26 protein-coding genes are annotated in these 20,814 nt (G+C 65.5%); 13 read left to right on the forward strand and 13 right to left on the reverse strand.

What is annotated here, in order from left to right:
• Window positions 1–11: 11 nt before the first annotated feature.
• The 4 genes from ACWIKC_RS01040 to ACWIKC_RS01055 all read right to left on the reverse strand — a co-directional run bounded on the left by ACWIKC_RS01040 (window position 12) and on the right by ACWIKC_RS01055 (window position 2,828).
• The gene (locus ACWIKC_RS01040) at window positions 12–563 is read right to left on the reverse strand and encodes a DUF924 family protein (protein WP_454598292.1); all 552 of its coding nucleotides are present in this window, start codon (window positions 561–563) and stop codon (window positions 12–14) included.
• A gap of 9 nt (window positions 564–572) precedes the next feature.
• Window positions 573–971 carry a hypothetical protein gene (locus ACWIKC_RS01045; RefSeq protein WP_454598293.1) on the reverse strand — a complete coding sequence of 133 codons (399 nt, stop codon included), beginning with the start codon at window positions 969–971 and terminating at the stop codon, window positions 573–575.
• A 101-nt stretch (window positions 972–1,072) separates the two neighbouring features.
• Complete coding sequence (gene tldD, locus ACWIKC_RS01050) at window positions 1,073–2,497, reverse strand: metalloprotease TldD (protein WP_454598294.1); 1,425 nt, start codon at window positions 2,495–2,497, stop codon at window positions 1,073–1,075.
• 70 nt (window positions 2,498–2,567) lie between these two features.
• Window positions 2,568–2,828: a zinc-finger domain-containing protein gene (locus ACWIKC_RS01055; protein ID WP_454598295.1), complete on the reverse strand. Its 261-nt coding sequence runs from the start codon at window positions 2,826–2,828 to the stop codon at window positions 2,568–2,570.
• A 108-nt stretch (window positions 2,829–2,936) separates the two neighbouring features.
• Between ACWIKC_RS01055 and ACWIKC_RS01060 the strand changes: the two genes are divergently transcribed.
• Window positions 2,937–3,878, forward strand: a complete 942-nt coding sequence (locus tag ACWIKC_RS01060; RefSeq protein WP_454598296.1) for an ABC transporter ATP-binding protein — start codon at window positions 2,937–2,939, stop codon at window positions 3,876–3,878.
• Window positions 3,879–3,932: 54 nt separating this feature from the next.
• On the forward strand, window positions 3,933–5,537 hold the full coding sequence (gene nadB / locus ACWIKC_RS01065) for an L-aspartate oxidase (protein WP_454598297.1): 1,605 nt from the start codon (window positions 3,933–3,935) through the stop codon (window positions 5,535–5,537).
• Window positions 5,538–5,564: 27 nt separating this feature from the next.
• Here the strand turns inward: nadB and ACWIKC_RS01070 are convergent, their stop codons facing one another.
• On the reverse strand, window positions 5,565–5,840 hold the full coding sequence (locus tag ACWIKC_RS01070) for a GlsB/YeaQ/YmgE family stress response membrane protein (protein WP_454598298.1): 276 nt from the start codon (window positions 5,838–5,840) through the stop codon (window positions 5,565–5,567).
• 76 nt (window positions 5,841–5,916) lie between these two features.
• On the opposite strand from ACWIKC_RS01070, the gene ACWIKC_RS01075 reads away from it, so the two are divergent.
• The 3 genes from ACWIKC_RS01075 to ACWIKC_RS01085 all read left to right on the forward strand — a co-directional run bounded on the left by ACWIKC_RS01075 (window position 5,917) and on the right by ACWIKC_RS01085 (window position 11,139).
• Complete coding sequence (locus ACWIKC_RS01075) at window positions 5,917–6,792, forward strand: alpha/beta fold hydrolase (RefSeq protein ID WP_454599521.1); 876 nt, start codon at window positions 5,917–5,919, stop codon at window positions 6,790–6,792.
• Window positions 6,793–6,883: 91 nt separating this feature from the next.
• Complete coding sequence (locus ACWIKC_RS01080) at window positions 6,884–8,572, forward strand: serine hydrolase domain-containing protein (RefSeq protein WP_454598299.1); 1,689 nt, start codon at window positions 6,884–6,886, stop codon at window positions 8,570–8,572.
• A 482-nt stretch (window positions 8,573–9,054) separates the two neighbouring features.
• Window positions 9,055–11,139, forward strand: a complete 2,085-nt coding sequence (locus tag ACWIKC_RS01085) for a ribonucleoside-diphosphate reductase subunit alpha (RefSeq protein WP_454598300.1) — start codon at window positions 9,055–9,057, stop codon at window positions 11,137–11,139.
• Window positions 11,140–11,251: 112 nt separating this feature from the next.
• Here the strand turns inward: ACWIKC_RS01085 and ACWIKC_RS01090 are convergent, their stop codons facing one another.
• Together ACWIKC_RS01090 and ACWIKC_RS01095 are read right to left on the reverse strand one after the other, a co-directional pair.
• Window positions 11,252–11,494, reverse strand: a complete 243-nt coding sequence (locus ACWIKC_RS01090; RefSeq protein WP_454598301.1) for a DUF2171 domain-containing protein — start codon at window positions 11,492–11,494, stop codon at window positions 11,252–11,254.
• Between the two features lie 117 nt (window positions 11,495–11,611).
• Window positions 11,612–11,929, reverse strand: coding sequence for a hypothetical protein (locus tag ACWIKC_RS01095; protein WP_454598302.1), 318 nt, complete (start codon window positions 11,927–11,929; stop codon window positions 11,612–11,614).
• Between the two features lie 226 nt (window positions 11,930–12,155).
• Here ACWIKC_RS01095 and ACWIKC_RS01100 point away from each other — a divergent pair, with 226 nt between their 5' ends.
• Window positions 12,156–13,229, forward strand: a complete 1,074-nt coding sequence (locus tag ACWIKC_RS01100) for a ribonucleotide-diphosphate reductase subunit beta (protein WP_454598303.1) — start codon at window positions 12,156–12,158, stop codon at window positions 13,227–13,229.
• Between the two features lie 197 nt (window positions 13,230–13,426).
• On the forward strand, window positions 13,427–13,933 hold the full coding sequence (locus ACWIKC_RS01105) for a hypothetical protein (RefSeq protein ID WP_454598304.1): 507 nt from the start codon (window positions 13,427–13,429) through the stop codon (window positions 13,931–13,933).
• Window positions 13,934–14,034: 101 nt separating this feature from the next.
• On the opposite strand, the gene ACWIKC_RS01110 is transcribed toward ACWIKC_RS01105, so the two are convergent.
• The 5 genes from ACWIKC_RS01110 to ACWIKC_RS01130 form a co-directional block, all read right to left on the reverse strand.
• On the reverse strand, window positions 14,035–14,331 hold the full coding sequence (locus ACWIKC_RS01110) for an HNH endonuclease (protein WP_454598305.1): 297 nt from the start codon (window positions 14,329–14,331) through the stop codon (window positions 14,035–14,037).
• A gap of 43 nt (window positions 14,332–14,374) precedes the next feature.
• Entirely contained in the window at window positions 14,375–14,938 is a 564-nt protein-coding gene (locus ACWIKC_RS01115; protein WP_454598306.1) for a thermonuclease family protein, read from the reverse strand.
• A 131-nt stretch (window positions 14,939–15,069) separates the two neighbouring features.
• The gene (locus ACWIKC_RS01120; RefSeq protein WP_454598307.1) at window positions 15,070–15,282 is read right to left on the reverse strand and encodes a hypothetical protein; all 213 of its coding nucleotides are present in this window, start codon (window positions 15,280–15,282) and stop codon (window positions 15,070–15,072) included.
• Window positions 15,283–15,524: 242 nt separating this feature from the next.
• Window positions 15,525–16,178: a hypothetical protein gene (locus tag ACWIKC_RS01125; protein ID WP_454598308.1), complete on the reverse strand. Its 654-nt coding sequence runs from the start codon at window positions 16,176–16,178 to the stop codon at window positions 15,525–15,527.
• On the reverse strand, window positions 16,175–16,306 hold the full coding sequence (locus tag ACWIKC_RS01130; RefSeq protein WP_454598309.1) for a hypothetical protein: 132 nt from the start codon (window positions 16,304–16,306) through the stop codon (window positions 16,175–16,177). The genes ACWIKC_RS01125 and ACWIKC_RS01130 overlap by 4 nt, the downstream gene beginning before the upstream one ends.
• Between ACWIKC_RS01130 and ACWIKC_RS01135 the strand changes: the two genes are divergently transcribed.
• From ACWIKC_RS01135 to ACWIKC_RS01160, 6 genes are all read left to right on the forward strand, one after another.
• On the forward strand, window positions 16,305–16,514 hold the full coding sequence (locus ACWIKC_RS01135) for a hypothetical protein (protein ID WP_454598310.1): 210 nt from the start codon (window positions 16,305–16,307) through the stop codon (window positions 16,512–16,514). The two genes, ACWIKC_RS01130 and ACWIKC_RS01135, sit on opposite strands and share 2 nt — an antisense overlap.
• Before the next feature lie 78 nt (window positions 16,515–16,592).
• Complete coding sequence (gene argB / locus ACWIKC_RS01140; RefSeq protein WP_454598311.1) at window positions 16,593–17,534, forward strand: acetylglutamate kinase; 942 nt, start codon at window positions 16,593–16,595, stop codon at window positions 17,532–17,534.
• Window positions 17,535–17,596: 62 nt separating this feature from the next.
• Window positions 17,597–17,887 (forward strand): YggT family protein, encoded by a 291-nt coding sequence (locus tag ACWIKC_RS01145; protein ID WP_454598312.1) that lies wholly within the window; start codon window positions 17,597–17,599, stop codon window positions 17,885–17,887.
• Between the two features lie 2 nt (window positions 17,888–17,889).
• Window positions 17,890–18,786, forward strand: a complete 897-nt coding sequence (gene folD, locus ACWIKC_RS01150) for a bifunctional methylenetetrahydrofolate dehydrogenase/methenyltetrahydrofolate cyclohydrolase FolD (RefSeq protein WP_454598313.1) — start codon at window positions 17,890–17,892, stop codon at window positions 18,784–18,786.
• 62 nt (window positions 18,787–18,848) lie between these two features.
• Window positions 18,849–19,556: a hypothetical protein gene (locus ACWIKC_RS01155; protein ID WP_454598314.1), complete on the forward strand. Its 708-nt coding sequence runs from the start codon at window positions 18,849–18,851 to the stop codon at window positions 19,554–19,556.
• Window positions 19,553–20,173 carry a MarC family protein gene (locus ACWIKC_RS01160; RefSeq protein WP_454598315.1) on the forward strand — a complete coding sequence of 207 codons (621 nt, stop codon included), beginning with the start codon at window positions 19,553–19,555 and terminating at the stop codon, window positions 20,171–20,173. Before ACWIKC_RS01155 ends, ACWIKC_RS01160 begins: the two co-directional genes overlap by 4 nt.
• Window positions 20,174–20,194: 21 nt before the next feature.
• Here the strand turns inward: ACWIKC_RS01160 and ACWIKC_RS01165 are convergent, their stop codons facing one another.
• Complete coding sequence (locus ACWIKC_RS01165; RefSeq protein ID WP_454598316.1) at window positions 20,195–20,800, reverse strand: LON peptidase substrate-binding domain-containing protein; 606 nt, start codon at window positions 20,798–20,800, stop codon at window positions 20,195–20,197.
• Window positions 20,801–20,814 lie beyond the last annotated feature (14 nt).

Below are 20,814 nucleotides of genomic sequence, written 5' to 3' on the forward strand. Positions count from 1 at the left end.
CGCGCCTGGCCCTACCAGCTGAAGCCCGCATCGATCGCGCGCAGTTCGGCGGGCGAGCTTGTCCGCCCCAGCACTGCGTTGCGATGCGGATAGCGCCCGAAGCGCGCGATCATCCGGTGGTGCGAGCGTGCGAAGGACAGCGAATCGGGAGCATGGCGCGCAAACAGCGCGAGGCTCAGCCGCTGGTCGGCGATCGCCTCGCTGTGCATCAGCGGCATGAGCAGGAACTGTTTCGCCTCCTGCGCCAGCCCCCGGTGCCAGCCGCGCGCCAACACGCTGTGGGCGAGCGCCAGCGCGAGCGGGTCCCAAGCGAAGGCCTGCGCGCTGCCGCGATAGAGATTGCGCGGGATCTGGTCGAACAGCAGGATGGCGGCACGCGCGGTGCCGGGATCACGTAGGAATTCGGCGGCTGGTCGCCCCCCCAACGCGTGAAGCCAGCGCTTGAAGCGGTCCTTCAACAAAAGGTCGACTGCTTCAGAGCCGCCGAACCAGTCTTTGGGTCCCATTTCGTGGAACCAGACATAAAGCAGGTCGGCGGCCCAGGGGCGCCCGGTCAGCGCCATTGCGGTTAATCAGCCTTCGCGGCGATAGGGCACGAAATCCTCGAGGAGGATATTGCCGGTGTAGTAATCGCCGTAGCGGTCGAAAGTGGTCACCTGGTCGAGCCGGCACAGCTGCGAGGCGCTGAACTTGCGGATCGTCATCCGATCGTCGTCGTCCAGCGAAGCCGGGTTCTTGGTACGGTTGACCCAAATGGTGTCGCCGTGCTTGGCGACGACTGCGGTACCGTCGATGATGGTCAGCCGGTCGTTGCCCATCAGCCGGATGCAGCTTTGCGGCTCACCCGCGACGCGGCCTTCGAGCATCTGCGCCAGCTTGGCTTCGCCCCTGGGGCGTTCTTCGGCGGTGGCCGGTGCGGCCAGAAGGGTTAGCGCGGCCGATGCGGCGGCGAGTGCGGAAAGCTTGTTCATAACGAGTCTCCTTTTCATCCCTGCCTATCAGAAATCCGCTGAACCGGCGATGAGCGACGCGCGTCGAGTCCTGCCAATGCCGTCCCGCCAAGGCGGTCCACTCAGCCGGTGCCGCCCACCGTCAGCCCGTCGATCAGCAGCGTCGGCTGGCCCACGCCCGCAGGCACGCTCTGCCCCGCCTTGCCACAGACGCCCACGCCCTCGTCGAGCGCGAGATCGTTGCCGATGCCGCTGACGCGGGTGAGCACCGAGGGCCCGTCGCCTATCAGCGTCGCGCCCTTGATCGGGGCGACGATCTTGCCATTCTCGACCTTGTAGGCCTCGGTGCAGGCGAAGACGAACTTGCCCGAGACGATATCGACCTGCCCGCCGCCGAAAGCGGTGGCGTAGATCCCGTCCTTGACCCGCGAAAGCAGTTCGGCGGGATCGTCCGCGCCGGCGCGCATGAAGGTGTTGGTCATTCGCGGCATGGGCGCGTGCTGGTAATTCTCGCGGCGGCCGTTGCCGGTCGCCTCGACCCCCATCAGACGGGCGTTGAGCCGGTCCTGCATATAGCCCTTGAGCACGCCGTCCTCGATCAGCACGGTCTCGCGCGTTGGGGTGCCCTCGTCGTCGATGCTGAGCGATCCGCGCCGTTCGGCGATCGAGCCGTCGTCGACCACGGTGACGCCGGGCGCGGCGACGCGCTCGCCGATCCGGCCCGAGAAGGCGCTGGTGCCCTTGCGGTTGAAATCGCCTTCCAGCCCGTGGCCGATCGCTTCGTGGAGCAGGATACCCGGCCAGCCCGGGCCGAGCAGCACCATAGTCTCGCCCGCAGGCGCGGCGACGCTGTCGAGATTGACCAGCGCCTGGCGCACCGCCTCGTCGATGCCGCGCATCCACTGACCTTCATCGAACAGCCGGTCGTAGAGATAGCGCCCGCCCATCCCGAAGCTGCCGGTCTCGCGGCGGCCATTGGCTTCGGCGACGATGGCGATGTTGAGCCGCACCAGAGGGCGGATGTCGCGCGCGACGAAGCCGTCGGGGCGGACGATTTCGATCGCGCTCCAGCTCGCCGAGAGGCTGGCGGTGACCTGCGCGACGCGCGGGTCCCTGGCGCGCGCCACCGCGTCGATCTTTTCGAGCAGCGCGACCTTTTCGGCAAAGGGCACCGCATCGAGCGGGCTGTCGGCGGTGTAGAGGTGGCGGTTGCTGCGCTGCGGCGGCGCGGCCAGCGGGGTTTTGGTGGCGTCGAGCAATTGCAGCGTCTCGCCCGCGCGGGCGATCGCAGCGGCGCTGATCTCGTTGGCATGTGCGAAGCCGGTCATCTCGCCCGAGACGCCGCGCAGGCCGAAACCCGAATCGCGGCTGTAATCTGCGGTCTTCAGACGGCCGTCGTCGAAGGCGAAGGATTCCGAGGCGAGGAACTGCAGGTAAAGCTCGCCATCGTCGCAGGACGACAGCAGCTTCGCGGTCAGCGACTTGGCTTCGTCGGGGGAGAGCGAGGTGCCGTAGAGCAGCGCGTGCGGGTCGGTGGTCTGGTTCATCCCACCCATGTAGGCGTTCGACGGGCGCGGCGAAAGGTCGCGGCGTCCGTCACCCGCTCAGCGGTGCCGCTTAACGATGGCCGGGGTCGGCGCCTTCGGAAATGTCGAGAAGGCTCGCCTGGTCCGCACCATCCGCCGGGCCGCCGCGCAGCACGAAGCGGCGATCGCAATAGCCGCAGTCGACATAGCCGTGCTCGTCGATCTCGAGATAGATCTTGGGATGGCCCAACGCGGCGGGTCGGAAGTTCGCGCCGCCGCGAATGTCGCTGGCGCCGTCGCACCAGACGCGGGCCAGGTCGACGAGGATGGTTTCGGGCGGTGCGATGCTCATGCAGCGAGCCGATAGAGGCTGCGCGGCCCCTGCGCAACGCCGCAGTCGTTTGCGGGCGACTGCGCCTGCCGCTTGCCTTGTGCCGCGCGGCTACCTAACCGCCGCTGCATGGCATCACCCCCCGCGATCCGCATCGACAATCTCGCCAAACGCTACGCCCCCGGCAAGGGCGAGGCGGGCGAGGGCAAGCAGGCGCTCAAGGGGGTCAGCTTCGACGTGCCGCAGGGCGGCATCTTCGGCCTGCTCGGCCCCAACGGCGCGGGCAAGTCGACGCTGATCAACATCCTTGCCGGGCTGGTCGACAAGACCGGCGGCAGCGCCGAGATCTGGGGGTTCGATATCGATCGCAACCGCCGCAACGCCAAGCGCGCGATCGGAATCGTGCCGCAGGAAATCGTCTTCGATCCGTTCTTCACCCCCTTCGAGGTGCTCGAGAACCAGGCCGGTTTCTACGGTGTTCCCAAGGCCGAGCGCCGCAGCGAGGAACTGCTGCGGGCGGTGCATCTGTGGGACAAGCGCGACGCCTATGCGCGCACGTTGTCGGGGGGCATGAAGCGGCGGCTGCTGATCGCCAAGGCGATGGTCCATTCGCCGCCGATCCTGGTGCTCGACGAGCCCACCGCCGGGGTCGATGTCGAGCTACGTCGGCAATTGTGGGAGCTGGTCACCGGGCTCAACGCGCAAGGGGTGACGGTGGTGCTGACCACGCATTACCTCGAGGAAGCCGAGCAATTGTGCGACCGGATCGCGATCATCAACCATGGCGAGCTGATCGCCAACAAGCCGACGCAGGAGCTGATAGGCATGGCGCGCGAGAAGATCGTTTCGGTGACGGTCGACAAGGATCTCGCCGGCCCGCCGATGGAGGACAGCTTCCTCAAGGCCGAGGTGGTCGAGAGCCGCCGGCTCGACATCACCTACGACCGCGACGCCACCACCGCGGGCCAGGTGCTCGCGCTGGTGCAGAGCCATGGCTACGCCATCCAGGACGTCACCACCCGCGAAGCCGATCTAGAGGATGTCTTCGTCAGCCTGACCGGCGGGGGGTGAGGTCCTTCCCCCCCTCCTGCTTGCGGGAGGGGCCGGGGGTGGGCATGAGGCGGCATGAGCATTTCCGAATATTCGCACGACGTCCTCATCATCGGCTCCGGCGCGGCGGGGCTGACCGCGGCGCTGGCGCTGGCGGAGGAGCGCAAGGTGCTGGTCCTCGCCAAGGGCTCGCTCGACGGCGGGTCGACCGCCTGGGCGCAAGGCGGCATCGCCGCGGTGCTCGATGCCGGCGACACCTTCGAGGATCACATCCGCGACACCATGGTGGCGGGCGCGGGGCTCAACGACATCGAGACGGTCGAATTCGTCATCGAGCGCGCGCCGCGCAGCATCGACCGGCTTCGCGAGCTTGGCGTGCCCTTCAACCGCGGCGCCGATGATCTGGGGGGCGATCTCCACCTCACCCGCGAGGGCGGGCACAGCCACCGCCGCATCGTCCATGTCGACGACGCCACCGGCTGGGCGGTGCAGGAGGCGCTGCTCAAGGCCGCGGAGGCCAATCCCAATATCACCATGCTTCCCGGGCGCGCCTGCATCGACCTGATCACCGGGCGCAACGGCGAGCAGTTCTCGGGCGATGGCCATGTCTGGGGCGCCTATGCGCTCGAAGAGGCGACCGGCAGGGTCGAGGCGCATGTCGCGCGCGCCACCGTGCTCGCCGCGGGCGGCGCGGGGCGCTGCTACCGCTTCTCGACCGCCCCGCGCGGCGCCACCGGCGATGGCATCGCCATGGCCTGGCGCGCGGGCGCGCGGGTCTCCAACATGGAGATGATGCAGTTCCACCCGACCTGCCTCTACAATCTCGAGGTCAAGAACTTCCTCATCACCGAGGCGGTGCGCGGCGAGGGCGGGCGATTGTTCAACCCTCGGACCGGCAAGCGCTTCATGGAGTTCTACGACCCCGAACGGATGGAGCTCGCCCCGCGCGATGTGGTCGCCCGCGCGATCGATTCCGAGATCAAGCGCTTCGGGCTCGACTACGTCCATCTCGACATCAGCCACCAGCCGGCCGAATTCGTCCGCGAGCATTTCCCCACCATCGACGAGAAGCTTTCGGGGTTGGGGATCGACATGACCAGCGAGCCGATCCCGGTGGTCCCGGCGCAGCATTACACTTGCGGCGGAGTGGTGGTCGATCTCGCGGCGCGGACCGATCTGCCGGGCCTGTGGGCAGCGGGCGAATGCACCGAGAGCGGCTTGCACGGTGCGAACCGGCTGGCCTCCAACTCGCTGCTCGAATGCTTCGTCTTCGGCGAGGCGGCGGCGCGCGATATCCTCGCCAATTGGGACCAGATGAAAGATCCGCCCGCAATCCGCGAATGGGACGACACCCAGGTCACCGATTCGGACGAGGAGGTGGTCATCAAGCAGAACTGGACCGAGATCCGCCGCTTCATGTGGAACTATGTCGGGATCGTGCGCACCACCAAGCGGCTCGAACGCGCCGCCAACCGTATCGACCTGCTGCGCAAGGAAGTGGAGGATTATTACGGCAGCTTCCGCGTCACCACCGATCTCATCGAATTGCGCAATCTGCTCGAGGCGGCGAACCTGATCGTCCGCAGTGCGCTCGCCCGCGAGGAAAGCCGGGGCCTGCATTTCATCCTCGACCACCCGCAGACCGACCCGGTGGCGCGCGACACGGTGCTGATACCTTAAGGCGGGAAGCGAGGCGTGCGGCGCGGGCTAGAGGCCGAGCCCCCCGAAATCGACGCCCAGCGCCTGCCAGTCGACCATCCGCCCGATCAGGATCAGCGCCATCGCGCCCAGGATGCTGCTAAGGCAGCCCGCGCGATGGAAACCGCCGCGCCCGCGATGGAACGCCAGCCCGGCGAGCAGCGATCCTCCCACCCCGAGCAGGATGGTGGCGATCCAGCCCATCTCGACCGCGCCGGGGTAGAACAACCGCGCCAGCGCGCCGACCACAAGCCCGCTCACGATGGCGCCGAGGATGTTAAGCATGGACAATGTCTCCTTGATGCGGCGTATTGGCGCCGCAAAACCATAAATCCGAAACAGGGAGGCAGCTTTGCCCAAAGTGACCGCGAACGGCGTCGAACTCCATTACGAAGAGCAGGGCGATCCGGCAAACCCGGCGATGCTGCTGATCATGGGGTTCGGCGCGCAGCTGACGCTGTGGCCCGACGAGCTGGTCGAGGGGCTGGCGAACCGCGGCTTCCGCGTGATCCGCTACGACAATCGCGATGTCGGGCTGAGCCAGAAATTCACCGGCCACAAACCGCCCGGCCCCGCGCGGCAGGTGCTGATGGGCAAGATCGGGCTGAAACCCAAGGTCCCCTATACGCTGGCCGATCTGGCTGATGACGGGGTGGGCCTGCTCGACGCACTGGGCATCGCCAAGGCGCATATCGTGGGCGCGAGCATGGGCGGGATGATCGCGCAACACGTCGCCGCGCGCCATCCAGACCGCTGCCTGTCGCTGACCACGATCTTCTCCACCACCGGCAACCCCAAGCTGCCCGCGGCGAAGAAGGAAGCGCTCGAGGCGCTGACCAAGCGCCCCGAAAGCAGCGAGGAAGCGGTGCTGGTGGAGCATGGCATCCATCTCGCGCGCACGATCGGCTCGCCCGGCTACCCGTCTCCCGAGGAGCGGCTGCGCGAACGAAGCCAGGCCTCGATCACCCGCAGCCTCTACCCCGAAGGCCCGACGCGGCATCTCGCGGCGATCCTCCACGATGGCGACCGCCGCAAGATGCTGGAGAAGATCGATCTCCCCACGCTGGTGCTCCACGGCGAAGCGGACCCGCTGGTCCCGGTCGAGGGCGGCCGCGACACCGCCGCGACCATTCCCGGCGCGCGTATCCGGACGATCCCCGGCTGGGGCCACGACCTCCCGCTCGAACTGGTCGACGATCTGGCGGATGAAATCGCGGGGCATGCGCGCGGGGCCTGACCGGCTTGCAAAGGCGGCTTGCTGTGTTAGGCAAGCATAGCGCCACATGGGAGTAGTTTCGATGTTCAGCCGCCTTTCAACCCTCGCTCTGATGACCTGCACCGCAGCGATCGCGTCGCCCGCACTCGCGGCAGCGGGCGAGCCTGCGCCCGCACCGCAGGCCGATGCCGCACTGGCCGAGCGCATCGCGGCGCTGGTCGAGCGCAGCTACCCGGCCGATGAACCGGGCGTCGCGGTGGTCGTTACCCGCGCTGGCGAGCTGGTCTACAGCGGCGGACGCGGGATCGCCGCCAAGGCGCGCGAAGAGGGGGCGAGCGGCGCTCCGATCGCCGCCGACACCCGCTTCCGCTATGCCTCGATCACCAAGCAGTTCACCGCCGCCGTCATCCTCCAGCTGGTCCAGGAGGGCAGCCTGTCGCTCGACGATAGCCTGTCCGACATGTTGCCCGACTATCCCGGCGCGGGCGGCGAGGCGACGCTGCGCCAGCTTCTCAACCACACTTCGGGGATCAAGTCCTACACCGGCATGCCAGGCTGGATGGTCGAGGCCAACACCGCGCGCGCCTTCACCACCTCCGAACTGATCGCCGAATTCGCCGATCAGCCGGTGGATTTCGCGCCGGGCGAGGCCTTCGCCTACAACAACAGCGCGTATATCATCCTGGGCGCGATCATCGAACGGGTGACCGGCGCGCCCTGGTACGAGGCGGTCGATGCGCGAATCGCCCGCCCGCTTGGGCTGACCTCGCTCGGCTACCGCACCGACGAAAGCGCCACTCCGGGTTTCGCCACCGGCTATTCGGACGAGGGCGAGGATCGCTTCGGTGCCTCGCAGGCGATCCACCCCAGCGTGCCCGGTCCCGCGGGCTCGTTGAGCGGTACGGTCGGCGATCTGGCGCGCTGGAACGCCGCGCTGCACGGCGGCGAAGTGCTCGACCGCGAGCATTACGCGATGATGATCGCCCCCACCGCAATACCCGGCGGCGAGGACAGCCCCTATGGCTTCGGTCTGGGCAACAGCGAGATTCGCGGGCGCCCGGCGATAGGCCACAGCGGCGGAATCTTCGGCTTCGTGACCGACAGCGTCTATCTCCCGCAGGAGGATCTCTTCGTCGCCGTCCTCGCCAATTCGGATACGCCACCCGTCGGGCCGGGGACGACCATGGCGCGAATCGCTGCGCTCGTGCTTGGCGATCCCCATCCCCAATTCACCGCAACCACCCCCGACCTCGCCGCGCTGGAGCCTTTCTTCGGCGTCTACGAAATCTCTCCGGGCGTCACCCGCCAGTTCTTCGCCCGCGACGGGCAGCTCTACACCATCCGCAGCGGCGCGCGGCGCTCCGAGGTCTTCGCCGCGGGCGAGGGCCGATTCTTCTACGGTCCCGACAGTCTAAACTGGTTTGCGCTCCGCCTTGGCGATGACGGTATCCCCGTGATGGCGATGCACCAGGGCGGGGCGGAAGTGGCGGAGATCGCGCTGCGCAGCGGCTCGCTCCCCGACACGGTCGAAATTCCGCGCGCTACGCTCGAACGCTATCGGGGCAGCTACCGGACGCCCGTGGGGGTCGCGGTGCTGGCTGTGCGCGAGGACGGCGTGCTGACGATCAAGCTCGAGAGCCAGCCCGCCTTCGCGCTGGTGCCCACCGGCGATGGCGAATTCGCCATCGAGGAGGTGGGCGCTGCGGTGACGATGGTCGAGGATGCCGATGCGGTGACCGGGCTGACGATTCGCCAGGGCGGGCAGGAACTTCCCGGCGAGCGGATCGGCGACGCGGAGTGATCGAGGCCCCGTCCGCGGCCATTGCGCGGCGAGACGGGGTTCGAAAATTGCCGGCGCCGATTCGATCGCTTCAAGCGCCGCACAAAGCGCTTTTGCCCGCAAAAATTTTTTCACGGATTCATTTTGGGTCTTGCGCCCGGGCAAACTCCAGCTTGGTCCACGCGTCGCGGCGTTGCACCCGGACAATACAGCCGGGGTCTCCAGCCGCAGGCGGTGTTAAATCGCTATTCACCCTCTTGCGCGCGCCTCGGTTCCGATTCACTATCTAGTGGTTGGAATACGGGGGGGACCCACAAGACCTAGCGATGGCACGGTGCAGCACCCATATCGGATGATGCCCGGCCAAGACGCGGATTGGGGACAAGACGGGGATAAGTTTTCATACCCCGGCGGTCCCGAACTGCTAGGCAGGGACCTCCCGCCGAGTCGAACACAAGCGGAACGGGCCAGTCCCCTCCGCAGCAAGAAATGGTGGGACTGCAATGGATTTCAGAAACGGGAACGATGGCGCGATGAACCTCGATAGCGAGACCCAGGAACTCGAGACGAATATCGAGGACGCGCAGGCTCCCACCAACACAAGCGATGCCAAGGCATCGGGAAAAGCGGTCGAAATGGAACGAAGCGATAGTGGTAGCGAAGCCCTGATCGAGGATGGTGCCGCGCGTGCCGTGGCCGGCGCGCTGGCGCAGGCCGCCAAGGCCAATGCCGCCAACGCGGCCGAGGCTGCAGCCGAACACGACAGCAAGAAGATCCTCGACCGGCGGTTCACGATTCTCACCGATCCGGCGCGCGATTCGGAGCTGACCGAATTCGGCAAGGAAACGCTCAACGATCGCTACCTGCTGCCCGGCGAGACCTATCAGGATCTCTTCGCCCGCGTCGCCGACGCCTATGCCGACGATCAGGAGCACGCACAGCGGCTCTACGACTACATCTCGCGGCTGTGGTTCATGCCGGCCACCCCGGTGCTGTCCAATGGCGGCACCCACCGCGGGCTGCCGATCTCCTGCTATCTCAACTCGGTCGACGACAGTCTCGAAGGTATCGTAAACACCTGGAACGAGAACGTCTGGCTGGCCAGCAAGGGCGGCGGCATCGGCACCTATTGGGGCCATGTCCGCGGCATCGGCGAGCCGGTCGGCCTCAACGGCAAGACCAGCGGCATCATCCCCTTCGTCCGGGTGATGGACAGCCTCACGCTCGCCATCTCGCAGGGCTCGCTGCGGCGCGGCTCGGCGGCCTGCTATCTCGACGTCAACCACCCCGAGATCGAGGAATTCCTCGAGATCCGCAAAGCCTCGGGCGATTTCAACCGCAAGGCCTTGAACCTGCACCACGGCGTTCTGCTGACCGACGAATTCATGGAAGCGGTCCGCGACGGCGCCGAGTTCAATCTGGTCAGCCCGCGCGACGGCTCGGTGCGCAAGACCATCGATGCACGCGCGCTGTTCCAGAAGCTGGTGGAGACCAGGCTGGCGACGGGCGAGCCCTATATCGTCTTCTCCGACACGGTGAACCGGATGATGCCCAAGCATCACCGCGAGCTCGGGCTCAAGGTCTCGACGTCGAACCTGTGTTCGGAAATCACGCTGCCTACCGGCCGCGACCACCTCGGCAACGACCGCACCGCGGTCTGCTGCCTGTCCTCGCTCAACCTCGAAAAATGGGACGAGTGGCAGGGCGACAAGCAGTTCATCGAGGATGTCATGCGCTTCCTCGACAACGTCCTGCAGGATTACATCGACCGCGCTCCCGAAGAGATGGCGCGGGCCAAATATTCGGCGATGCGCGAGCGCAGCGTCGGCATGGGGGTGATGGGGTACCACTCCTTCCTCCAGCAGAAGAGCATCGGCTTCGAGAGCCCGATGGCCAAGGTGTGGAACCTCAAGATGTTCAAGCACATCAGCGCCAAGGCCGAGGAAGCCAGCATGGTGCTCGCCAAGGAGCGCGGCCCCTGCCCCGATGCCGAGGAAACCGGCGCGATGGAGCGCTTCTCCTGCAAGATGGCGATCGCCCCGACCGCCTCGATCAGCATCATCTGCGGCGGCACCAGCGCCTGCATCGAGCCGATCCCGGCCAATATCTACACCCACAAGACGCTGTCGGGCAGCTTCATCGTCAAGAATCCCTATCTGGAGAAGATTCTCGACAAGAAGAGCAAGAATTCCAACAATGTCTGGAATTCGATCCTCGAGAAGGGCGGCTCGGTCCAGCATCTCGATTTCCTCAGCGTCGAGGAGAAGGCGACCTTCAAGACCAGCTTCGAGATCGACCAGCGCTGGCTGCTCGAATTCGCCGCCGATCGCGCGCCCTTCATCGACCAGGCGCAGAGCCTCAACCTCTTCATCCCCGCCGATGTCGACAAATGGGACCTGATGATGCTGCACTTCCAGGCGTGGGAGAAGGGCATCAAATCGCTCTACTACCTGCGTTCGAAGAGCGTGCAGCGCGCCGGCTTCGCGGGCGGGGTCGAGGCGGACAACACGCTCGATGCGAGCAAGATCGAGCTGATGGCCGGGCTGGAAGAGCAGACCGATTACGAGGAATGCCTCTCCTGCCAGTAACAGGCGGCGAATAGCCTCCCACACGCGAAAACCCCGGCGGCACCGCATGGTGCGCCGGGGTTTTTCATGACCTGCCGATTCGCTGGACCGGTGGTTTCAAATCGTGTCGCGGTCAGGCGGCTTGCGTCGCCTTGTTGCCCAGTCCCGCGGGAATGACCGCGGTTTCCTTCAGGTAGATGCGGTTGTCGTCGATCTTGTCGACGTCATCCAGCGACAGGAAGTGGTGCATGCTGTCGGAGGCATCCGACTTGGTCAGCTTGATCTTGTCGTCCTGGACGCCATCGACGGTGCCGACATGCTGGCCCTTGGCGTTGGCGACTTCCATGTGTTCCTTGATGCGGATCTTCTCGAACATAAAGTTCTCCAGTGTTTTGCGTTGCTTATACCCTATCAACGGGTGGGGCGAGGACTCCGTTCCTCGGTTCGTCGTCGCTCAGCAACGGCTCGTAAGGTGGCGCCCACTGCGAGCCGGTCAGGCGTCGCCGAGCGGGCGTTTGGCGTCGGCCTCGGCCTGGCGCGCAGGGTCGGCGGAGGTTTCGCCGACGACTTCATCGCCATTCGCGGACCTGCCCGGTTTTGCGTCCGGCGTGGCGTCCTGTTCCATCCTGCCATCGGCATCGCGGCTGTTGCCATAGCCGGCCTGCGCCTTGCCGGGCGCGTCGCCCTGCCGGTGCTGGCCCTGCTGCTGGCGGGTTTCGCCTTCTCGTGGACCGGTGCGCTCGGGTTCGCCCGGCGCGCTGTCGTTCGAGAGGGTTACCTTGCGGCTGTCATCGGGTTCGTACTGTCCCATGGTGTGTCTCCTTCACACCACCAACGGGTCGCGGCACCCGCCCGTTCCGCGGCCCGTCGCAGGAAAACCCCGCTTCCCGCCTTGGCTCGCGCGACGCGCTCCCGCGCGCTTTCCCGCTTTGTTCGCTTGACCGGTGCTTATCCCCGCCGAATCGACCAGTTTTGGCTTCGAAAACCGGGCGCGATTCCCTATATGAGTCGCCCACGCCAAACCGGAGGCACACAAGATGTCGTTGCTCGAAGCCCGCAAGACCTACAAGCCCTTTGAATACCCGTGGGCCTACGACTTCTGGAAACGTCAGCAGCAGATCCACTGGATGCCCGAGGAAGTGCCGCTGGGCGAGGATTGCCGCGACTGGGCGCAGAAGCTCTCCGATCACGAGCGCAACCTGCTCACCCAGATTTTCCGCTTCTTCACCCAGGCCGATATCGAGGTGCAGGATTGCTACCACGAGAAATACGGCCGCGTGTTCAAGCCGACCGAGGTCAAGATGATGCTCGCCGCCTTCTCCAATATGGAGACGGTGCACATCGCCGCCTACAGTCACCTGCTCGACACCATCGGCATGCCCGAGAGCGAATACGGCATGTTCCTCGAATACGAGGAGATGAAGGCCAAGGTCGATTTCCTCGACCAGTTCGGGGTCGACTCCGACGAGGACATCGCGCGCACTCTGGCGATGTTCGGCGGTTTCACCGAGGGGCTTCAGCTGTTCGCCAGCTTCGCGATGCTGATGAACTTCCCGCGCTTCAACAAGATGAAGGGCATGGGCCAGATCGTCAGCTGGTCGGTCCGCGACGAGAGCCTGCATTGCGAAGGCATCATCAAGCTGTTCCACGCCTTCTGCGAGGAGCGCAGCTGCCTGACCAAGGCGGTCAAGGAAGACATCATCGACATGTGCCAGAAGACGGTGCGGCTCGAAGACGCCTTTATCGACCTGGCGTTCGAACAGGGCCCGGTCCACGGCATGACCGCCAAGGAGATCAAGCGCTACATCCGCTACATCGCCGACTGGCGCCTGTCGCAGCTCGGGCTGCAGCCGGTCTATATGGTGGAAGACCACCCGCTCCCCTGGCTCGCCCCGCTCTTGAACGGCGTCGAGCACGCGAACTTCTTCGAAACCCGCTCCACCGAATATTCCAAGGGCGCGACCACGGGCAATTGGCAGGATGTGTGGTCGAGCTTCGACAAGCGCTCCAACTCGCGCGCCAAGGCGGCGAACGAGGAAGAGGTGAGCGTGGACGACGGGCCGGGGCTGTTTGGGGATGAGGGCAGCAGCGCGAGCGTCGCGGCGGAGTGATGATTGGACGCCTCGTCGCTGGCGTCACAATAGTCCACCTTGGCCTATGTTATATCTATATCTACTTTCTTTACCGAGGGTTTGGTGGCGAAGCGAGCGGACTATTCGCCGCGTCTGACATACTTAATGTCGGACTAGGTAGAATAGCGCCGTTTTATATATTCTTCGTTTCTGGTTTTTTATTTAGCCACCTTTGGATGATCGATAAGCCGTTTCGTATTGTTGGAAGGGAAGATTTCAACTTACATCCGCAGTTAGAAGATTCCCGGATTCCTTTTCTCTTCTTGATGCTAGTTTTTATCGCTCCGGCTATCCAGATTTGGGCATATTTTAGCGATCGCCCAATACTTCTTATTGGTCTTTTATTCCCTCTAATCTTAGGAATTTCGTGGATAATTTCTAGATTATTTAGAGAAAATGAGATTTCAGATAAGTATAGGGTGCCGACCTTAATGGCTCTAATAGGAGTTCTGCAGATTTCTGCGGGGGCTTATGCTGAGGGGTTTAGCGCTAGGCACCATGCCTATGACTCTTTCGGTGACGTACCTACGGTTTGTGGAGGTGAGGAGCGACTTCTCTTTCTCGCAGGGGGGCGATTCATAACTGTGGCTCCGGATGGGTCCAGGAAGGCACTTGCTGAAGATTGCAGACCTGTTCTGTATTTCGAGGATCGTCTAATCACCGTAGATATCTTCCCTATTTAACACGCGGCCTGGTTCGTCGAGTTACACCTTCCTCTGGCGCGAGCCGTTTTTTGACCTTCACAGTCGAGGAGGGGAGCCCATAATTTAAGGTGGGCGCGTGATTAGGAAAGGCGCGCCTTGTGAACCGCGCGCCACTTCTTCCTGATCACCAGCTTTTTCTCTCGCGGGTGATCGCGCAGGTGACCGTTGCAGTGCTGGTGGCACAGCACGAGATTGTCCGCACCATCCCCTCCGCCCAGAACCCGGGGCGTCAGATGCTCCAGGCTGATCCGTTTGTTATGCCGTTTGGGCGGGTCCGTCATGGGATAGGCGCACAACCAACAGTTGGGACCATCGCGCGCGAGAAGTTGAGCGACCATCGCGCTCTTCCATTTCGACGATTTGCGCCACTGGCCCATTTGCGAAATCTGCGCCTGAGCGATTTAAAACGCTGTTAATGGCTCAACACCACCCCCGCCGGCGTCCCTGCCATTCCTCCGCCAGCCCCTCGTTGACCAGCACCGCGCCCAGGCTCGCTCCTTCGCGGGTGATAGTGCGCAGCAGGCGGTCGTAGCGGTCGCGGTCGCGGTCGCGGTCCCCGGATTCTGGCGGTTCCAGCGTAAACGGCCCCTCGTTGAGCAGGGCGCGCATCCGCAGCGTCGCCGCCTCGCCGAGCTCGGCTTCGCGCGCGCAGCCGGGCTGGCTGACCTCGGGTGTATCGATATCGGCGATACGGATCTTCTCGCCGCGGTACCAGATGGTGTCGCCATCGACGATGCAGGTGACGCGGTCGCCGCCGACGCATCGGTCGAAGCGCGCGGTCTCCTGGTCGGTGGAGGGTGCAGAAAGCCCCGGCATCTCCTCGCGCGGCAGCTCGAGCGCCGCGGCGAGTCCGGCGGGCGGGCCGTCCCACATAAATACCAGCGCGAAGGCGGCGAGCGGCGCGGCGACCAGCAGCGCATTGCCCCAGCGCGCGGCTTTCCGGCGGCGGTGAAACGGCGGGACACTGGCGGATCGGCGCGACATCGCGCCATCATGGCCCGCAAGGTCTCACCGAAGGATTAAGCGCGCGCGCCGGCCCCGATCACCCCGAATCACGCGCATAAAAAAAGGCCCCGCCGAAGCGAGGCCTTTCGGGTAACCTGTCGCTCGCAAGCTTACGGGCTGACGGGATCGTCTTCCGAATCGGCGATGAAGTAGATCGCGGTAACGAGTGCGATGAAGATGCCGACGCCGGCGAGCGCGGAAACGCCCCCCATTTCGCTCTCGCCTTCGACGGGCATGCTGGTGCGCGCCTGAGCGGCGGCGAGCGGGGTTGCGGCGACGGCAGCGGCGGCAGCCATTGCGGTCAGGGCAGTACGAATACGCATAGAAAACTCCTTCTGAGGCGGGGGGCTTGGTGCCCACCGCCCGCTTCTCATGAAGATTGGCGTCATGCAACGCCTATCACCATGATTGCAACAGTCGATTTAGAACAGTGTGAATTTCGCAACTTATAGTGGCGGGTCGCGCGCGGCTGCCAAGGCTTGTAGAACAGCGACCCGCAAAGGGCTGCAGTGCGGCCCAAAATCCGTTTTCCTACACGGGCGAAACCTGCTCCATCCTGCGCGGCCTATTCGTGACCCCAGGGCGCGGGCGGCGCGGGGATCGGCTGCGAGAGGTCGAATTCGACGCGGAAATTCCGCGCATTGGCGCCCTCGCGCATCAGCCGGTAGGCGAATACTGGCGCCTCCGCATCCGCCGGGTCGACCGCGACCCGCCAGACATTGGTGACCGAAACGGTGAGCCCCTCGCGCTCGAACAGTGCCACGCTCTCGGCATCGACGGGGAAGTCCTGCACCCGCGCGGTGCCCGGCGCAGCGGTGTCGCCGCCATACATGGTCACATCGTCCTCGCTGCCATCCTCGTGGCGGTGGTCGTGCTTCAGGCGCAGGCCGCCCGATCCATTGGCGCCGGTGCGGGTGATCAGCCAGGTGCGGCTGCGGTTCCAGCTGCCGTCGGCCTGGCGGATGTGGAAGGGGATCGCGATCCGCTGGTCCGAACACTCGCGGACATGCATCGCCATTTCCATGCCCCGCATGTCGGCGTCGGGCGCCTCGTTGCTGGTCAGCCCGCCGGCATAGGCCTTGCCGCAATGGCTCGACAGCGCAGCCCAGAATTCGTCCTGCGGTGCGGCGGTCGAGGTCGCGGTTTCGGGAGCGCCGTGCGCGCAGGCGGCGAGCGCCATGGCGGGGGCGAGGGCAAGGCTGAGGGAGATGCGGTTCATGGGGCGAGGGGGTGCCACAGCGCGTCGGCCTTGGCCAGAGCGGGTCGGATCGGGCCGGAGCGGGCCGGAACGGCCAGCGGTGCCGTCCATTGAATCACCAACACCAGCACCAACAGGAGAACAGACATGACCGACCCCGTCCCCGATTCCAAACCCTCGACCCGCTGGTTCTGGGTGGGCGCCCTCGTCCTGCTGGCGGTCGCGGTGGTTGTCTTTGTTTTCGATGCGGATGGCGACGAGGAACTCGAGACCATCCCCGACTACGCGACCACCACCACCGAGGAACGGCTCAACACCGATCTCGATGTGGAGTCTCCCGAGCCCGCGCCCGAGTAATTGCGGCGCGCCCCTTTGCGGCGAGGCCGACATTGGCTAAGCGCCTGCCTTCCAGCGACCAGAGGGCAGGCGTTTTCCATGAGCGAAGGCGAGATGAACACCACCGACCTCCACGCCAAGGCGGAAGTGCTGATCGAGGCGCTGCCTTATTTCCAGCGCTACGCCGGGCGCACCTTCGTGGTCAAATACGGCGGCCACGCCATGGGCGACGAAAAGGCCGCGCGCGAATTCGCCAGCGATATCGTGTTGCTCAAAGCGGTCGGGATCAACCCGGTGGTGGTCCATGGCGGCGGCCCGCAGATCGGCGCGATGCTGGCCAAGCTCGGGGTCGAGAGCCGCTTCGTCGACGGCTTGCGGGTGACCGACAAGGCCACTGCCGAGATCGCCGAGATGGTGTTGTCGGGCGCGATCAACAAGCAACTCGTCGGCTGGATCGCCCGCGCCGGCGGCCGTGCCATCGGGCTGTCGGGCAAGGACGGCAATCTCGTCACCGCGACCAAGCTGACCCGCACCAGCAAGGATCCCGGCAGCCTGATCGAACAGGCACTCGATCTCGGCTTCGTCGGCAGCCCGACGCATGTCGATACCTCGGTGATCGACACGGTCAGCGCCAGCGGGATGATCCCGGTGGTCGCCCCGATCGGCGCGGGCGAGGACGGGCACACCTACAACATCAACGCCGACACCTTCGCGGGCGCACTGGCATCCGCGCTGGGTGCCGCGCGACTGCTCCTGCTCACCGATGTCGCGGGTGTGCTCGACAAGCAGGGCAATCTGCTGTCCGATCTCACCCCCGCCGATATCGCTGGGCTACGCGCCGACGGCACCATCAGCGGCGGGATGATCCCCAAGCTGGAAACCTGCGTCGATGCGGTCGAGGCGGGCTGCGAGGCGGCGGTGGTGCTCGACGGGCGGGTGCCGCACGCGATGCTGCTCGAATTCTTCACCGCCAGCGGCGCGGGCACGCTGATCAGGACAGTCGCCAATGGCGGCGGTACGACACAGGGCAGCCGGACTTGAGTCTGGCGCAGGCCGTCTTACGTCTCTAAGACAGGTCGCACTCACAAACGGACGGGAATACGATGCAGGCGCTCTACACGATCTACGAAATCATCGCGATGCTGACCAATGTGCTGGTGATGCTGATCATCATCCAGTTCGTGATCGGCCTGCTGTTTGCCTTCAACGTGGTGAACAGCTCGAACGAATTCCTTTCCAGCTTCTACAATTCGATCAACCGCCTGCTCGAGCCGGTGCTGCGCCCGATCCGCAACCTGCTGCCCAGCACCGGGACGATCGACTTCTCGCCGCTGGTGCTGATCATCCTGCTCAACATCATCCTCATCGTCCTCGGCTCGTTGCTGCGAGGCTGACGATGGCGGCCGAACGGATCGACGGGAAGGCTTTCGCCGCTGCTTTGCGCGAGCGAGTCGGTGCGCTGGCGGCCGAGTTCGCCAAGGCTGCCGGGCGCAAGCCGGGGCTGGCGGTGGTGCTGGTGGGAGAAGACCCGGCCAGCCAGGTCTATGTCCGCAGCAAGGGAAAGGCGACGATCGAGGCGCAGATGAACGGGTTCGAGCACCGGCTCGAGGCGGGTGTCGGGCAGGACGAATTGCTGGCTCTGGTCGAGCGGCTCAATGCCGACCCCGCGGTCGACGGCATCCTCGTCCAGCTGCCGCTCCCTGCGCATATCGACGAGCAGGCGGTGATCGCGGCGATCGCTCCGGACAAGGATGTCGACGGCTTCCACGTCATCAACGCCGGGCGGCTCGCGGTCGGCCAGCCGGGCTTCGTGCCCTGCACGCCGCTGGGCTGCATGATGCTGCTGACCGACCGGCTGGGCGACCTGTCCGGGCTCGAGGCGGTGGTGATCGGTCGCTCCAACATCGTCGGCAAACCGATGGCGCAGCTGCTGCTCGATGCCAACGCCACCGTCACCATCGCGCACAGCCGGACGAAGGATCTGCCCGATGTGGTGCGCCGCGCCGATATCGTCGTCGCTGCGGTCGGGCGACCGGAGATGGTCAAGGCCGACTGGCTCAAGCCTGGTGCGACGGTGGTGGATGTCGGCATCAACCGCTTGCCCCCCGCCGAGAGCGACGCGAAGGGCCGACTGGTCGGCGATGTCGATTACGGCCCCGCGAGCGAGGTGGCGGGAGGGATCACTCCGGTGCCCGGCGGGGTCGGACCGATGACTATCGCGGTGCTGCTCAGGAACACGCTGGTCGCGGCCTATCGCAACGAGGGGCTCGACCTGCCCGAGGGCGCGCTGTGAAGCGGGCTATCGCAATCTTGCTCGGCCTCGCGCTAGTCGGCTGCGCCGGTGGTCCCCCGCCGGTGCGCTATTCCGACGGTTTCATGCGCGATGTCCGCAACACCGCCAATCCCAGCACCGTGGCCGCCACCGAGATCGCCTTCTCGCGCGCGGCGCGCGAGGACGGGCAATGGACCGCGTTTCGCCGCTTCCTTGCCGATGGCGGAGTGATCCATGGCCGCAATGGCGTGATCGATGCGGCGGGTTTTCTCGCCGGGCAGAGCGATCCGGCGGTCCCGGTCCAGTGGACCCCGCTCGCGATCTGGTCGAGCTGCGACGGGCAGCTGGCGGTCACCCAGGGCAAGTTCGCCGACCCGGACGGCAGCTGGGGTTTTTACGTCACCGTGTGGGAACGCCAACGCGACGGGACCTATCGCTGGACGTATGACATGGGCGCGCCCGATACGGCGCTGACCGAGCGCGAGACCCGCGATCGCGAGCCCCCGCCCGAGGATGACGAGAGCGTCATCGTCGTCCAGGCGATCCCGATGATCCAGGGCGAAGTCGCCGATTGCCGTGCCGAGGGCGCATCGCCCACTGTCGCCGCATGGCCGGATGCCGGCGGAGGAGCCTCGGGCGGGGCCCTCTCGCGCGATGGGTCGCTGGCCTGGCGCTGGGTGCAGGGCGCCGATGGCCGCCGGATGTTCGCGGCGCAACAATGGCGTGGCGGGGTGTGGGAGCCTGCACTCGATTTCGCCGTCACCGCCGATGGCAGGGTCGACCCGCAATGAACGAACTCTTCGTCTCCGCCTTCATCACGCTGTTCGTGGTGATCGATCCGCCCGGCTGTGCGCCGATCTATGCCGGGCTGACCAAGGATGCGAGCGCGTCCGAACGCCGCAATATGGCGATCCGCGCCAGTCTGATCGCCTTGGCGATCCTGCTGGGCTTTGCGCTGTTCGGCGAACAATTGCTCGGCGCGCTGCATATCCAGCTCGACAGTTTTCGCATCGCCGGGGGCTTCATGCTGTTCTGGATCGCCTTCGAGATGGTGTTCGAAAAGCGCACCCAGCGACGCGAGGAGCGGGCGGAGAAGATCGCCGCCTCGGAGGTAGAGGATGTTTCGGTCTTCCCCATGGCGATGCCGATGCTGGCGGGCCCTGGGGCGATTGCCGCGATCATGCTGCTGATGAACGAGGCGAGCGAACTCGAGGATCAGCTGATGGTGCTCGGTGCGCTGGTGACGGTGCTGGCGATCACCATGGCGGCGCTGGTCGCTGCGGGGCCGCTGATGCGCCTGTTCGGCGACCAGGTCGAGGCGGTCGTCACCCGCCTGCTCGGCGTGCTGCTGGCGGCGCTCGCGGCGCAATATGTGATCGACGGGTTGAAGGGCAGCTTCGGGATCTAGTCCCGGCGGCCTAACCGCAGGCTACTGCAGCGTGACCTTGTCGTCGCCGCCATCGCGCAGAGCGAAGAACTGCATCAGCTGGATCAAGAGCTCGCAGCGGGTCGAAAGATCGTCCGCCTCGAGCAGCGCCTGCTTGGCCGCCACGTCGAAGGGCGCGATCTGCGAGACGCCGTTGACCAGCGCCTCATCGTCTAGCCGTTCGACCGAGTCCCAGTCGACGCTGTAGCCCTGCATATCAGCGAAGCGGCGCGCTTCCTGCTCGAAGCCTGCGCGCTCGACGCTCGAGAGATAGGCATCGCGCGCATCGACGATCGGTTCGCCCTCGACCTGGCGGAACGGGGTGGTGACATCCAGTTCGCGCAGCAGCCGGAAACGGCTCTCCCCCTCGAGGATGAGATTGTAACGCCCGTCATCGAGCGCCTCGACCTCGCCGATCTTGCCGATGCAGCCGACCGAATAGAGCGGCGAATGGTCGCCGCCGCGCAGGGGCTGGATCAACGCGATCCGCCGGTCGCGCGCCAGCGCGTCGCTGGTCATCGCGCGGTAGCGCTCCTCGAAGATATGCAGCGGGAGCTGCATTCCGGGGAAGAGGATCGCGCCGGGAAGCGGGAAGATCGAGAGCCGCACGCGCGCTGCTCCGC

Source organism: Qipengyuania sp. SM2507 (genome assembly GCF_053714505.1).